Raw genomic sequence first — 14669 nt, forward strand, 5'->3', positions numbered from 1 at the left:
CCATGTGAGACGCCCCACGACCCCGCCTGTGCAAGCACATGCGGTTTAGGCTCTTCCCCGTTCGCTCGCCACTACTGAGGGAATCACTGTTGTTTTCTTTTCCTCAGGGTACTAAGATGTTTCAGTTCCCCTGGTGTACCTTCTCACTGCCTATGGATTCAGCAGTGGATACCCCGCCATTACGCGGGGTGGGTTGCCCCATTCGGAAATCCCCGGATCAAAGCCTGCTTACGGCTCCCCGAGGCGTATCGGCGTTAGCCCCGTCCTTCATCGGCACCTGGCGCCAAGGCATCCTCCGTGCGCCCTTCGTAGCTTAACCTACAAAGGTTGTTCAAAAAGTCAGTGGATCCTCCTTTTTGAACTTGCTCTGTTTGATGCAGTACCTTGGCATGAGCCAAAGTTGATGTCGCATTCGCTATCCAGTTATCAAGGAACCTTGAGGAATTCGCTCCCTCAAAACTGAGCCGTGCAGAAGAAGAGCATCTTTTACATCCTTAGAAAGGAGGTGATCCAGCCGCACCTTCCGATACGGCTACCTTGTTACGACTTCACCCCAGTCATCGGCCCCACCTTAGGCGGCTGGCTCCTCAGAGAGGTTACCCCACCGACTTCGGGTGTTGCCAACTCCCATGGTGTGACGGGCGGTGTGTACAAGGCCCGGGAACGTATTCACCGCGGCATGCTGATCCGCGATTACTAGCAATTCCGGCTTCATGCAGGCGAGTTGCAGCCTGCAATCCGAACTACGAACGGTTTTCAGGGTTTGGCTCCACCTCGCGGTTTCGCATCCCGTTGTACCGCCCATTGTAGCACGTGTGTAGCCCAGGACATAAGGGGCATGATGATTTGACGTCATCCCCGCCTTCCTCCGACTTGTCGTCGGCAGTCTGTTGTGAGTGCCCAACTGAATGCTGGCAACACAACACAAGGGTTGCGCTCGTTGCGGGACTTAACCCAACATCTCACGACACGAGCTGACGACAACCATGCACCACCTGTCACCGCTGCCCCGAAGGGAAGGTCTGTCTCCAGACCGGTCAGCGGGATGTCAAGCCCTGGTAAGGTTCTTCGCGTTGCTTCGAATTAAACCACATGCTCCACTGCTTGTGCGGGCCCCCGTCAATTCCTTTGAGTTTCAGTCTTGCGACCGTACTCCCCAGGCGGAGTGCTTCATGCGTTAGCTTCGGCACTCATGGGTATGAGCCCACGAACACCTAGCACTCATCGTTTACGGCGTGGACTACCAGGGTATCTAATCCTGTTTGCTCCCCACGCTTTCGCGCCTCAACGTCAGGAATCGGCCAGCAAGGCGCCTTCGCCACAGGTGTTCCTCCACATCTCTACGCATTTCACCGCTACACGTGGAATTCCCCTTGCCTCTCCGACCCTCAAGCTCTCCCGTATCCAAGGCCGTCCCGGGGTTGAGCCCCGGGTTTTCACCCCGGACGCAGAAAGCCGTCTGCGCGCGCTTTACGCCCAGTGAATCCGGACAACGCTTGCCCCCTACGTATTACCGCGGCTGCTGGCACGTAGTTAGCCGGGGCTTCCTCCTCCGGTACCGTCAGGATAGGAGCATTGCCTCACCTATCGGTTCGTCCCGGAAGACAGAGTTTTACAATCCGAAGACCTTCATCACTCACGCGGCGTTGCTCCGTCAGGCTTGCGCCCATTGCGGAAGATTCCCTACTGCTGCCTCCCGTAGGAGTCTGGGCCGTGTCTCAGTCCCAGTGTGGCCGGTCACCCTCTCAGGTCGGCTACGCATCGTCGCCTTGGTGAGCCGTTACCTCACCAACTAGCTAATGCGCCGCGGGCCCATCTGGCAGTGACGCCGTAAAGCGCCTTTCCCTCCTCATGGATGCCCGTGAAGAGCGCATCGGGTATTAGCACTCGTTTCCAAGCGTTATCCCCGTCTGCCAGGCAGGTTACCCACGTGTTACTCACCCGTCCGCCGCTGACTTCAAGGAGCAAGCTCCTCTCCATCCGCGCGACTTGCATGTATTAGGCACGCCGCCAGCGTTCGTCCTGAGCCAGGATCAAACTCTCGAAGAAAAATTCGCTCTGCGCCTCGCAAGCGAGGCTTCTTGCAGAGCCCATGCAATGTTCAATCGTGGCTCTCTTCTGCACGATTCAGTTTTCAAGGAACGAAACATATGGATTTACATGGTGGGCCTAAGTGGACTCGAACCACTGACCTCACGATTATCAGTCGTGCGCTCTAGCCAGCTGAGCTATAGGCCCATATCTTGGTGGCTCGGGGCAGAGTCGAACTGCCGACCTACGGGTTATGAATCCGTCGCTCTCACCAACTGAGCTACCGAGCCATATCTGGTGGAGGGGGTAGGATTCGAACCTACGAAGCTTACGCAACGGATTTACAGTCCGCCCCATTTGACCACTTTGGTACCCCTCCAAGTTTGGTGGAGGTAAGCGGATTCGAACCGCTGACCCCCTGCTTGCAAGGCAGGTGCTCTACCAACTGAGCTATACCCCCACAGAGAGAAAGTTATGAACGAGACAAATGAAACAATTGATAATATATCATATCAGTAATTCATGTTGCAAGCGAGATTCTATTCAATCTTTCCTATTCTTCTCACTCGCCAATCGATATTGTTATCAACGCCATATCTCGCGGCGACGTTTGATATAATATCACGCTCACAAGATATCCGCAATGATAATATCAGAACAAATTTAAACAAAAAATACAGCCATAAAATCGTCACATTCTCTTTCAATCGATTTTATATCATTTTCTCCTTATTACATATAATTTTAGGGATCAAAACGTCCCTGCATGTCCTCTCGTGAAATTGCCTAAACTATAAAAGCAGCTGTAGTCTGAACGTATCCTAACGAAATACTATGAACCAAAACATGTGTGGAAGAAAAGGTTTCTTTGACATCCGCAAAACATAAAATGAGGCGAAAAGCAATCCACAGCCTATACTTTCGACGTAGAATGAAGATAATGAGGAGCGTAAGAACATGAAGAAAGATTACAAGATCGAGTGGGCAGACAATTACGGAACCAGAGGGGAAACTTTTATTTTGGCCTCCAGTCAAGAAGAAGCCGAACATTGGTTTCGTGACGAATATGGTTTTACAGGGAATGTTACAATCACCCCATTTCACAACAGTGAGAGAGAGTAAATACATGAAAAGACGCATAGCAAAGATGTGCGTCTTTCTCTGTCTAAAAACAAAACTCCACATTTCCTCGTTAAGCAAGTGCAATCGCTTGCCTCTCATAGTCTGAGAGCGGTAACTTCACAGTAAACGTCGTCCCGCGGCCAACCTGGCTTTCCACGTAGATCATTCCGTTATGGTTTTCTATAATTTGATAACTCGTTGCTAGTCCCAATCCAGTCCCCTTTTCTTTCGTTGTAAAAAAAGGTTCAAAAAGGTGGCTCATCGTTTCTTCGTCCATCCCTTTGCCATTATCGCGAATCGTTACGCGTAACCAACTTCCCGCTTCAATGTCAGCTCCGACAAAAATTTTCCCAGGTTTATCCTCGATCGCATCAAATGCGTTTTTTACAATATTAAGAAATACCTGTTTAATTTGCTGACGATCCACCATTAACCGAGGTAGAGTTTCTGGCATCTCACTTATTATCTCACAGTTACGCAAATTCGCTTCCGATTGGCAAAGCAGCACGACCTCGCGGAGAATCTCGCTCATTTCCACTGCTTTCTTTTCGGGGGGAGATGTTTTGGAAGCAGACAAAAATTCATGAATGATCATATTCACACGATCCAATTCAGACAGAATAATCTTAACGTAATCTTCTTTTCCCATCTGAATAAGATCGTTTTGCAGCAATTGGATAAAACCCTTTACAGATGTTAGAGGGTTACGAATTTCATGTGCGACACCCGCAGCAATCTTTCCAAGCATTGCTAATTTTTCGTTCTGAAAGGCGGACTGTTCCATTTTTTTAAATTCAGTTAAGTCCCGGATACTGATCAAAATGTCACCCGCATCTGTATAAGATCCTGAAATATGTAAATACCGCTGATCAGGATCTGTATACTCATATAAACTCTTCGTATGGCAATTGTGAAAAAGATCTTGGCAAATTTTCTGAATGAACTGAAGTATACCAGTTGCTCGTCCGGCATTCGATAACACTTCCTCTATGCTTTTTCCCAACAATCGCCGGCGCGGCATTCCTAAAATCTTTCCCATGTTGATATTAACGAAAGATATAAAACCTTCTTGATCATAAATTAAAATACTTGTGTCCATATTTTGAAGAATCGTTTCGTAGGTAGCCAAATGATTCCACGTTTTATATAATTGCTGCTGGAGCCTTCTTAAAGATTGATGAACAGGTGGAACCGTAACACAGGAGATCCAATAACTCGTCATCACTTGCAGTAAGAAAAACAAAGAATGGTCATGTAAATAGGACTCTTCTTCCGTGTCCACACTCGCCGTGATTCTACGCATGACTTCGTAATGAATGGGCACAATTTCTTCTAGTTGGATCTCACGCTTTCGTAGGTCGTGCACAAGAGTCGATGCATGATTTATGGAGGCTTCACTGCCATCTTGAATAAAATCAAGCAATCTTTGTGTATATGTTGAATACAGCTCGTCCATCATATCGCCCCCCACAAATAGACATCTCTGTTAACAATACTACATTACGTCTACCATTAGTTGCAATAAACTGTAAAAAAAATAAGAGGGTTTGATCTTTTGACCAATCCCTCCCAATCATTGTTAACGATTTATTTCCCCAATTTTCCTTTGAGAAATTCCACGATTTCTTCGGCCGTTTTATATTGGAGAACTTCTTCAGCCCACGTTTTCGCCTCTTGATAAGAGATGGAGGTAATACATGCGCGCGCATCCAAGATCGAAGATGCACTCATGCTAAACTCATCCAGTCCCAGACCAAGAAGAACAGGGATCGCAAGTGGATCGCCCGCCATTTCGCCGCACATGCCCACCCATTTGCCATGTTGATGGGCCGCTTGGATCACATGGCGAATTAAGCGTAAAACGGACGGGTGGAATGGCTGATATAAATGAGAAATTCGTTCATTCATTCGATCGACAGCCACTGCGTACTGAATTAAATCATTCGTTCCGATACTGAAAAAGTCGACTTCTGGCGCCAACAAATCGGCAGAGATTGCGGCAGAAGGGACTTCAATCATCATTCCGACTTGAATTTCCTCATCAAAAGGAATGCCGCTTTCCTTCAATTCATTTTTAACCGACTGTAAAAGGGAATTCGCCTGCCGCAACTCTTCAAGACCAGAGATCATCGGATACATGATTCTTAATTTGCCATGCACACTTGCGCGCAAAATCGCACGCAATTGGATTTTAAACAGATCCTTGCGATCTAAGCACAAGCGGATCGCACGGTAACCGAGGAACGGATTGGCTTCCTGCGGCAATTGCAAGTAGGGAAGTTCTTTGTCGCCCCCGATATCCAGCGTGCGGATGATGACGGGCTTGTCACCCATCGCCTCTGCGACCTGTCTGTACGCTTCATATTGCTCCTCTTCACTTGGGAGTTCCTGACGATCCATATAAAGGAACTCGGTTCGATACAGGCCTATACCTTCCGCACCGTTACGAAGAGCGCCTTGCGCATCCTTCGGCGTACCGATATTCGCGGCCAATTCTACGCGACGCCCGTCCTTTGTGATACTCGGTTTGTCCACGAGCGCAAGCAGCGCTTCTTTTTGTTGACGCAGTGATTCTTTCCGGACTTGATACGCTTTGAGCTCATCTTCCGCCGGATTCACGATGACTTTACCCTGTTCGCCATCGATAATGACGAGATCGCCGGTTTTAATGTTTTCCAGCAAACCGGAAACGCCTACAACCGCAGGCAATTCAAGACTCCTCGCCATTATCGCGGAATGGGATGTTCTTCCACCAATCTCGGTAGCAAATCCAAGAACATGATGATTGAGTTGAGCCGTATCGGAGGGTGTTAAATCATGTGCCAATACAACGACATCTTCAGATAATTCGGAGAGAGAAATGTCTTTAATTCCCATCAAGTTGCGAAGAATACGCCGACCGACGTCACGGACATCGGCCGCCCGTTCACGCATATACTCGTCATCCATCGCGGAGAACAGGTTGACATACATATCGACCACTTCTTGAATCGCCGCCTCCGCGTTCACTCGTTGTTCTGTCACATGATTGCGGATCGCACCCAAAAATTCAGGGTCCGAGACCATCATCAGATGTGCCGCGAAGATCTCAGCCTCTTCCGCCCCCAATTCTTCTTCGGCGCGCTTCTTGATCGTTTCAATTTGCTCTTTCGTTTCGAGAATCGCTTGATTCAATCGATCCAATTCTTTCTCCGAATCTTCCGGCGAAAGCGTAACTCTGGTAACAACTGGGGAAAATTCTTGCAAAATAAAGGCGGGACCGATCGCAATCCCGCGTGAAGCTGCAATCCCTGTAAACATCATCATCCCTCGTTTCTTAACGCATTTCCTCAATCATTTTAATGATCGTCTCAAGCGCTTCCTCTTCCCCATTACCATTCGCCGTTACGCGAACCTCATCCCCTTGACGGATCCCCAGTGACATGACTCCCATAATGCTTTTCAGATTGACGCTCTTCTCACCCTTTTGGAGGGTCAAATCACATGGAAAGCTCGTTGCTTTTTGAACGAGCAGGGAAGCCGGACGTGCATGAATGCCTGCTTCTGCTTTGATAATGACTGTTTTCTGTACCATAATTCTTACTCCTTTTCACATAAACTTCTTTTTATCGAGGCTTCAGATTTGAAGTTCAGCCAGCAAAGAGATAGGCGGAACGAACAGAAAGCTTTTGGCCGCAAGAAAGCTCGAAACATGTTAAAAGTTCCTTGATAAACCAAAAAAAGGCATGCGCACGCTGCAACTTGTGCAGTCAATGCTCATGCCTGATCGAATCAGTAACACGCATTGTGGTTGAATTTACTTACTCTTCTTGATCGCTTGTTGCAATCGAGACAAATGGATCGTTAAATAACCGATCTCTGATTCGGGTACCTGTACTTGCAAGGCGCGTTCAATCGCTTGTACAACCCTAGTAGCTAAATCATAACATAAAGGTAGGTCTCTCTTCAATAAGGGAAGCAGTCTATTTTCTGAAAACTCTCCTGTTTCTGCACTGTCGATCGCAAAACGCAAATGGGTGACTAAACGGGCATAATCCAAACTGTTTTCATCGAGAGGCCCCCCCAGTTCCTCCTCAATCATCGCGACCAGTTCACCGATTAATGTAGCTGCTCTCAATGCTTTTCCTACACCTTGATTCGTCCTTGCGCTATGAAGGTGAAGCGTGATGAACCCTTTTTCTGCCGGCGGCAATTCATAACCAGTTCGTTCACGGATCAGTTGAACCGCCCATTCGGCAATCTTGTATTCCTCAGGGTACAACACACGAATCTCCGCTAGAAAAGGATTCGATATCACTTGTCCGTTGTTCATCCGTTCGATGGCGAACGCGATATGATCCGTTAATGCAACATGGATATGCGGATTGAGTGGTTCATCCCATTCTTGGATGGCACGTTGAATGATCTCTTCACATACACCGACAATCTGGGGATCTACTTGCTCGATCAGTTGGAGATATTGTTCCCTGTGAGTTTCTCCTTGCAAGACATAAATCTTTTCGATTTGATCCTCCAGCAAGGTATCTCCTTTATTTTTGGCGAAGCCGATTCCCTTGCCGACGAGAACCATTTCTGATCGGGATTTTCCTTCTGCAAACACAACATTGTTATTCAAGACTTTAAGAATCTTGTATGCCATCTCATCTCCTGCCTTACAGAGGTTATTAAAAAAAAGGCTTTTTATCGTAGCGCATTCAACGAAGCAGTGTACAAACTTTAAGTCCGCATATCCGTCACAACAATCAAATATGTAAGAGATCTGATACAGGTGCATCGATGATGCCATGTATCAGACCCCATTCGCGAACGCCCAGGCAGCCGTATGTGTATAAAAATGATATCCAGGTGATCCGATTGGGCGTTATCCGGTCTCTTACTTGTTCATTCTCTTCTGTCGCTAATCCTATCACAATCTTGTTCACTTCTCCAGTAAGTGTGAGGAATATTTTTTTAAACGGTTCTCAAGTTCTTCTTTCCTCATGGGTCCGACAACATGTTCGCGTATCGTCCCATTTTCGTCGATAAAAAATGTTTCTGGCTGTCCCGTCACTCCATACTCTGCAGATAAATGGTCGTTTTTATCCATTAAGACAGTCGACGAAATCTTGAAATCACGGACGAATTGTTTAACGAGTAGTTCCGGTTCCCCACGGTTCACGTAAAAAAAACGCACATCGTTTCCATATTTCTCTCGAAATTTTTGTAATTCCGGTATTTCTTCCCTACAGGGAGGACACCATGTGGTAAAGAAATTCAGAATAATAAACTGTCCTTTCATTTGCGAAAGCGAAAACGTCTTACCCGTCAGATCAGGACACGAAAAATCTGGAGCTTTTTGACCAACGGTTGCAACGCCCGTTCTTTTATATAACACTACGGATGCACAGAGCAAGGATGCCCCGAACGCGAATATAAGGACAATTACAATCAGCCGACTTTTCTTCATACGATAAACCTCATATGTTTTTCTTTTCGAGGTATGTCCGTAACTCGTCGAGTTCTTCTGCCACTCGTTTCTGCCGTTTCATCAAGGTGAGCATATAGATGAAAATTCCAGCCCAGACGATCGCTGTTCCTGCAAATAAGTACGCCATTTCATCACCGCCTCGATGTAAAGTTGAATGACCCTAAAATCTTCTCCCGCAATTGTAATAACATCGCCAGTTGTTCTTCCAGTTGAAGACGATAGAGCAACAACATCGAAAAAAGCATGAAAAAGACCAATCCAGTGACCAGTAACGTAATAGTCATCGCAGGATCCATGTTCATCTGTGTATTCGTGATCACATTCGGATGAATCGAACGCCACCAGGTAACGGAGAAGTGTACAATCGGGACGTCGATATAGCCGATGATTGCGAAAATGGCCGCCAGCCGTCCTCTGCGTTCATCCCCTTCCGTGGAGTAACGCAAAAGGAGATAGGCAAAATAGATGAACCACAGGATCAGTGTTGTCGTCAAACGAGGATCCCATGACCACCATGTATTCCATACAGGCCTCGCCCAGATCGGACCTGTGACCAAGACAAGCGAGGTAAACAATACCCCCAACTCCGCGGCGGATACAGACAAACGGTCCCACTTGAATTGACGCGTTTTCAAATACGCAATGCTGGCAAAAAAAACGATCGTAAAAGCAAGAAATGCCGCCCATGCACTTGCGACATGGAAATACATCAGTCGTTGCAAATCGCCCATGAATCGTTCCTTGGGGGCGTAAATAAAGACCATATATAGATCGACGAGAAACGCTGCAAATGTGATAACCGAAAAAACGAGAGAAACACGGCGCATGCGTCACACCTCCACGATAAATTCAAACAAAAGAAATGGAAGTGCAAGAAAGATCAAATCATAACCACCGATCAAAACAAACCATATCGTTGAATTCTCAAATCCTGCACCGTTCATCGCCATGCTTGTCAATTGGGTGACAGCGATCAGCAAAGGTACACTCAAAGGAAAAAGCATGACCGGAACAAGGAGATCTGCCATCGGATTGGACATGCCAAGTGCAGCGAGAAAAGTACCTATAGAGATTAACCCCACACTGCCCAATACCATAGTTATAATGAAAAGGATCGGTGAATGGGGAAGAGGTTCATCAAAAAGAAAGAAAAAAACGATCACAACCATCGTATCGACGAGCCACGCGAAGAGGAGATTGCTCACGAATTTCGCATAAAAGATGGCGCCGCAATCGATCGGGGCAAGCAACAACCCGTACCACCCTTTGTGTTCCATCTCAAAACGGTCAGAACGAACCAAACCCACTGCGGAAACAAAAAAGAGAGTTGTCCAAAGCATACCGCTTACGATTCCCTCATCGAGTTGCCGCTTCCCATCCAGGGATATATCCATAATGACGCAGAGCAGAATGGCAAAAACAAGAAGTGACAAAAGCAAGGACTTGCGCCGAAATTCCATGCGTATATCTTTCGCTGCCATTACAAAAACAGAACGGTAAAAAGCGTTCATACTTAGCCTCCTGCCGTCACGCGACAATACTTGCGCCTGATTGCATCCAACGGTTCCAACGCGGTCACGTATTCATGAATGATCTCTCCCTCATGGAGGACGGCCACGCGCCCGCACAATTCCCATATGTCCTCAAGAGCGTGCGAAACCATAAGAATTGTGGTTCGTTTCTTGTGCAGATCGGTAAACAATCGTTTCACACTCATCAACGTATCCTCGTCTAAACCGTCAAATGGTTCATCCAGCAAAAGAATGCGCGGCTGGTGCAAGATGGCACGCGCGATAGAGACTCTCTGTTTCATCCCCTTGGAAAGTGTACAAAATATCTGTTTTCGCGCATGCTCAAGTCCAAGAAGTTCCAAAACCTCCATAATCCGTTCTCGCAGATGATCCACATCATATAGCTTCCCGTAAAATTCCAGATTTTCAATGACAGTCAAATGACTGTACAGAAACGAAGCTTCCAATACAACCCCTATCTCTTTTTTTAATACGCTACCATCATCGAGAGGCTGCTCTCGATAGAGGATCCGGCCGCCTGTACTGCGGGAGAGTTGAGCGATAATTTTCAGTAATGTCGTTTTTCCCGCACCGTTTTGTCCGATGATTCCAAGCCACTCTCCCTGTTGAATATAAAGATCGACCTTTCTCAAGATGGATCGGTGGCCGATCACTTTCGAGATGTTTTCTAAACGAATCATTGCGCTCACCTACTCATGTGTCGTTAGTTTCATTTGAATCACGACCATTCTACTTTTTAAATCGGCGCGCATTTCCTGATACGTTGTTTCAGTAATGAGACCGGAACGATAATCACGTTCCAATAACACCATCTGTTCCATCAGGTATTTCTTTTCCATGATGAAACTCTGGAGTGGCTTCGCGTCTACTTCCTTATGAAAGCGTGAAGAACGGGTGCGTTGTACCCCGATCATTCCGAAGGCAAGCACTGCGATCACCAGCAGGAGATTCCCCAATGCTTTCCAGGTTGTTTCATTATGCACATAACCGATAATCGGTAGCCCGTCAGAAGTGGTGCCTCCTGAAAGGCGGCCGCTTACCTCGGGAACGGCGTCCGTACCGCCGATGATCAAATGGATCGGCCATTCGACACCCGGTTCAAGAGACGGACGAGTGAATCGGCGCAATTTTTGTCCTTGAAAGTCTATCGATTCTGATTGCGGTAACACATTGTTTGCGGAAAGTGACAAACGTCCTTGCGGAACGATCAGATACACGACATCGATCGGATACTGCGTTTGTACCGTCAAAGTCGTGCTGATTCCTTCGAGGGGAATTTGGTAAGAAAAACTGATCTGTTTTTCTCCTGCTGTCAATCCGCTTTCATCAAGAATCCCCGTGGACGTCGTTTTCAGATGATTCTCTCCTTCTTGTTGATAAAACTCTATGTTACGAAAACCTTTAGGCAAATCGATTTCCAATGTCGGCAGCGGTTGTTTCCCCGTATTTTCAAACGTCATGATTTGCATGACCTGCAGGTGATTGGCGACTGGCACCACCACGATCTGGTCTTCTTTGACGCGAACGGAGGATTCCGCTTGAACGGGGTGGAAAGAGGAGAGAATCATCATAGAGAACATGCATGCCAGGAAGGCTAACCATCTCATCCATTTGTTCAAGCGCATGATCATCTTCCTCTATGTTTGATAATCCGTGGCGTTGCAACGTACGCTTTGCGTTCGTGCTCCCTGGAAGTCGTTTCGCAGACTCTTTTCAACCTCTTGTCGAATTTCCTGTTCAATGGCGTCTTCGGCCGCTTCAAAAAGAGAGCGCTCCCGTCTGGCAACATTCGTGGCAAGTGACGTGATATGTTCTTTCATTGTTTTGTATTCATGCTCCGTGATTTTTCCCATCATGTAATCGTATTCCAAATCTACAAACTCCGTATAGATAGCTTCCTTTTCGGCGAGATTGACAAGAGACTTATCCTGATCTTCCAGTCGCTCATTCTTTTTCGAAAAGAAAGGAGATATGAGGAGAAATACAACAATTAGCGCCACGAAACCGACAGTTGTCTGAAGCATGTGGACCCCTCTCCCCTCATTAACGAATGAATCGTTGGAATTCATCTTCTATGATCCGTTGATCATCAAACGTAAGTTCCTGCGGTTGTAAATAGATATCCGACACTCTTGTCTGCGCATTCCTCACCCATTTTCTTAAGACAGAAAAAAGTGCAAGGAACGCCAACAGAATTACAACAATTGGGAGTACCCAGGCGCTTAACATAAAGCCTTTCTTTTGTGGGGAAGCAAGTACTCGATCCCCGTAACGCTCTACATAGAACCGGATGATCTCCTCTTTGCTTTTTCCTTCCTGGAGCATCCTCGCGATTTCCTGCCGCATGTTCTCCCCCTGCTCCGTAGGAGCATAGTCTGCCGTCATGTTATCGGTAGTCCCTGGCGGATACATCTCTTTGGCCACCTCATTCACTTGTTCTCGCGTGACGAATGTTCTTGTTTCAGCCATTGCGGAATGAGTTGTACAAAGGATATTCAAGGCGACAAAACCGATGATGAATAAGCGCTTCATGCGGGAACCACATCCTTCGTGGTCTCTTCTCTTCTCAAACTTTGCATTCGCGCTTCCGGCCATAAGCTGATGAATGTTCCAACCATGAGGACATATCCGCCATACCAAATCCAATTGACGAGAGGATTCACATGCGCCTGAATCAACGCGGCCTGTTTCTGCTCGTCCCTTCCGGCAAAAACGAGATAGAGGTCATCCGTAAAAGAACTGAGAATGGCCACTTCCGCGCTCGTTTGTGATCCATTGTCATAATAAAGCTCGGCAGGTCTCAATAAAGCAACTTTCTTCCCGTTTTTGCTGACGATTACATTCGCATACAAAGAAGTTTTGCCGACACCTCTTTCTTGTCCCATCCCTTGATATTGCAATGTATATGCACCGATATTCATTTCTTCACCCGGTTTCAGGAGTCTGTCCACTTGAACTTTATACGTACCGGAAAAAGTGAGCCCAATCGCGATCATGACTACGGCAAGATGAACGATATAACCGCCGTAGCGATGCCTCCCACGGCCGACTAACTTCAAAAAAGCCACGAGTGTATTCTCACCCGTCATAATCCTGCGTGCGCGAACACCATGGAAAAATTCCAACCAGACGGTGGAGAAAACGAAGAAAGCCCCGCACACGGTGATCAGCGCCATCAGATCGCGCACTCCCGCCCCCCATAAGAAGAAGGCAACAGGTAAGAGGAATAAGAGCGGGTATAATACAGTTCTTCCAACCTGACGAAGGGATGAACGCCGCCAAGCGATCAAAGGCCCGATCCCCATCAAGACAATGACAGCAATGAGAATCGGAACGTTCACCCGATTGAAATAAGGAGCTCCCACCATAATCTTCGTACCTGTGACCGCTTCCGAAACCAGCGGAAAGATCGTACCCCAGAAGACCGTAAAAGCAGCCCCGACAAGAAGGAGGTTATTCAGAAGGAAACTGCTCTCTTTTGAGACGACAGTTTCAAATTGTGCATCCGCTTGAAATAAAGGCCAGCGGATGACGAGTATGATGAGCGACCCAGCGAACACGATTCCGACAAACCCCAGGAAAAAAGATCCCATCGCCCCATTGGCAAACGCGTGAACTGACCACAGAAGACCGCTTCTCGTCAGAAATGTGCCGAATAGTGTCAAAATGAACGTGAAGATAATCAGGAGGATATTCCATCCCTTCAGCATGCCTTTTCTTTCCTGTACGATGGAAGAATGAAGAAACGCCGTGGCTGTCAACCAGGGCATGAATGCGGCGTTTTCAACCGGATCCCACGCCCAGTAACCCCCCCATCCGAGTTCCACGTAAGACCATTGCGCCCCGTAAATAATACCCATGCTGAGAAAAAGCCAGGAAACGAGCGTCCATCGTCTCGTCAATTTCAACCAGAGAGCATCCGCTTTTTTCATGAACAGTGCAGCCATACCGTAAGCGAAAGGCACGGTGAAACCGATATAGCCAAGATACAGATTGACTGGATGAACCGTCATTCCGGGATTTTGCAGAAGCGGATTCAAGCCGTTTCCGTCCGTTACAGGTGCGGAATTCAACGCGAAAGGTTGCGCCAGAACGTTCAGGATCAAACTGAAGAACAAGGCTACAAAAGCGATGACGGATATCACATAGGGACGCATTTCTTGGCTTTCTCTGCTTTTCGTATAAGAGATCAATGCGGCATACAGGGAAAGCAACCACAGCCATAACAGCAATGAGCCAGCATTTCCTCCCCAAAATGCAGCGATCTTATAGATCCATTCCAAATCTTTACTCGTATAGTCCGCTACATATTCATATCGAAAATCACCTGTTACGAGAAGATATATCAATGATAACGACGAGAGTGTCGTGAGAAACGCGAGTGCGAGAGCGGCCCGACGCCCGCTTTCCAACCACTTCTCATGCTTCAGTCGGATTCCGATCACATTCGCAACGATCAGATAGACACCTATCGGAAGACTCAGCAGCAGCGTCCAACGTCCCAATTCTCCCACGAA

Annotated in this window: 15 protein-coding genes, 4 tRNA genes and 2 rRNA genes (1 of these 21 only partly in view); 1 reads left to right on the forward strand and 20 read right to left on the reverse strand. The window is 47.2% G+C overall.

Features of this window, described 5'->3' with window-relative positions; all coding sequences use genetic code 11:
- From DNHGIG_RS02175 to DNHGIG_RS02200, 6 genes are all read right to left on the reverse strand, one after another.
- Nucleotides 1–319 (reverse strand): 23S ribosomal RNA (locus DNHGIG_RS02175) (it extends 2736 nt beyond the left edge of the window).
- A gap of 179 nt (nt 320–498) precedes the next feature.
- Nucleotides 499–2049 (reverse strand): 16S ribosomal RNA (locus DNHGIG_RS02180).
- The 16S and 23S rRNA genes sit together here with 4 tRNA genes alongside, the layout of an rRNA operon.
- A 112-nt stretch (nt 2050–2161) precedes the next feature.
- Nucleotides 2162–2238, reverse strand: a tRNA-Ile gene (locus tag DNHGIG_RS02185).
- A 6-nt stretch (nt 2239–2244) separates the two neighbouring features.
- A tRNA-Met gene (locus DNHGIG_RS02190) sits at nt 2245–2321 on the reverse strand.
- Between the two features lie 5 nt (nt 2322–2326).
- A tRNA-Tyr gene (locus DNHGIG_RS02195) sits at nt 2327–2410 on the reverse strand.
- Nucleotides 2411–2415: 5 nt separating this feature from the next.
- Nucleotides 2416–2491, reverse strand: a tRNA-Ala gene (locus tag DNHGIG_RS02200).
- Between the two features lie 497 nt (nt 2492–2988).
- Here DNHGIG_RS02200 and DNHGIG_RS02205 point away from each other — a divergent pair.
- Nucleotides 2989–3153 (forward strand): hypothetical protein, encoded by a 165-nt coding sequence (locus DNHGIG_RS02205; protein ID WP_282198121.1) that lies wholly within the window; start codon nt 2989–2991, stop codon nt 3151–3153.
- Between the two features lie 70 nt (nt 3154–3223).
- Here DNHGIG_RS02205 and DNHGIG_RS02210 read toward each other — a convergent pair whose 3' ends face one another.
- From DNHGIG_RS02210 to DNHGIG_RS02275, 14 genes are all read right to left on the reverse strand, one after another.
- Nucleotides 3224–4609: an ATP-binding protein gene (locus tag DNHGIG_RS02210; RefSeq protein WP_282198122.1), complete on the reverse strand. Its 1386-nt coding sequence runs from the start codon at nt 4607–4609 to the stop codon at nt 3224–3226.
- 131 nt (nt 4610–4740) lie between these two features.
- On the reverse strand, nt 4741–6456 hold the full coding sequence (gene ptsP, locus DNHGIG_RS02215) for a phosphoenolpyruvate--protein phosphotransferase (RefSeq protein ID WP_282201329.1): 1716 nt from the start codon (nt 6454–6456) through the stop codon (nt 4741–4743).
- A gap of 13 nt (nt 6457–6469) precedes the next feature.
- Nucleotides 6470–6727 (reverse strand): HPr family phosphocarrier protein, encoded by a 258-nt coding sequence (locus DNHGIG_RS02220; protein WP_282198123.1) that lies wholly within the window; start codon nt 6725–6727, stop codon nt 6470–6472.
- A gap of 222 nt (nt 6728–6949) precedes the next feature.
- The gene (gene glcT / locus DNHGIG_RS02225) at nt 6950–7792 is read right to left on the reverse strand and encodes a glucose PTS transporter transcription antiterminator GlcT (RefSeq protein ID WP_282198124.1); all 843 of its coding nucleotides are present in this window, start codon (nt 7790–7792) and stop codon (nt 6950–6952) included.
- Nucleotides 7793–7895: 103 nt separating this feature from the next.
- Nucleotides 7896–8075, reverse strand: coding sequence for a hypothetical protein (locus DNHGIG_RS02230; protein WP_282198125.1), 180 nt, complete (start codon nt 8073–8075; stop codon nt 7896–7898).
- Nucleotides 8072–8599: a TlpA family protein disulfide reductase gene (locus DNHGIG_RS02235; RefSeq protein WP_282198126.1), complete on the reverse strand. Its 528-nt coding sequence runs from the start codon at nt 8597–8599 to the stop codon at nt 8072–8074. Before DNHGIG_RS02235 ends, DNHGIG_RS02230 begins: the two co-directional genes overlap by 4 nt.
- Nucleotides 8600–8609: 10 nt before the next feature.
- Entirely contained in the window at nt 8610–8747 is a 138-nt protein-coding gene (locus DNHGIG_RS02240; protein WP_282198127.1) for a CcmD family protein, read from the reverse strand.
- Nucleotides 8748–8751: 4 nt separating this feature from the next.
- Nucleotides 8752–9447: a cytochrome c biogenesis protein gene (locus DNHGIG_RS02245; protein WP_282198128.1), complete on the reverse strand. Its 696-nt coding sequence runs from the start codon at nt 9445–9447 to the stop codon at nt 8752–8754.
- Nucleotides 9448–9450: 3 nt separating this feature from the next.
- Nucleotides 9451–10131 carry a heme exporter protein CcmB gene (locus DNHGIG_RS02250; protein WP_282198129.1) on the reverse strand — a complete coding sequence of 227 codons (681 nt, stop codon included), beginning with the start codon at nt 10129–10131 and terminating at the stop codon, nt 9451–9453.
- 2 nt (nt 10132–10133) lie between these two features.
- The gene (locus tag DNHGIG_RS02255; RefSeq protein WP_282198130.1) at nt 10134–10832 is read right to left on the reverse strand and encodes an ABC transporter ATP-binding protein; all 699 of its coding nucleotides are present in this window, start codon (nt 10830–10832) and stop codon (nt 10134–10136) included.
- A 9-nt stretch (nt 10833–10841) separates the two neighbouring features.
- Nucleotides 10842–11777, reverse strand: a complete 936-nt coding sequence (locus DNHGIG_RS02260; protein WP_282198131.1) for a hypothetical protein — start codon at nt 11775–11777, stop codon at nt 10842–10844.
- 12 nt (nt 11778–11789) lie between these two features.
- Complete coding sequence (locus DNHGIG_RS02265; protein WP_282198132.1) at nt 11790–12176, reverse strand: hypothetical protein; 387 nt, start codon at nt 12174–12176, stop codon at nt 11790–11792.
- Between the two features lie 19 nt (nt 12177–12195).
- Nucleotides 12196–12684 (reverse strand): cytochrome c-type biogenesis protein, encoded by a 489-nt coding sequence (locus DNHGIG_RS02270; protein WP_282198133.1) that lies wholly within the window; start codon nt 12682–12684, stop codon nt 12196–12198.
- The gene (locus tag DNHGIG_RS02275) at nt 12681–14666 is read right to left on the reverse strand and encodes a heme lyase CcmF/NrfE family subunit (protein ID WP_282198134.1); all 1986 of its coding nucleotides are present in this window, start codon (nt 14664–14666) and stop codon (nt 12681–12683) included. The genes DNHGIG_RS02270 and DNHGIG_RS02275 overlap by 4 nt, the downstream gene beginning before the upstream one ends.
- Nucleotides 14667–14669: the final 3 nt, after the last annotated feature.

Origin of the sequence: Collibacillus ludicampi, from assembly GCF_023705585.1 — a bacterium.
Lineage (GTDB): Bacteria > Bacillota > Bacilli > Tumebacillales > BOQE01 > Collibacillus > Collibacillus ludicampi.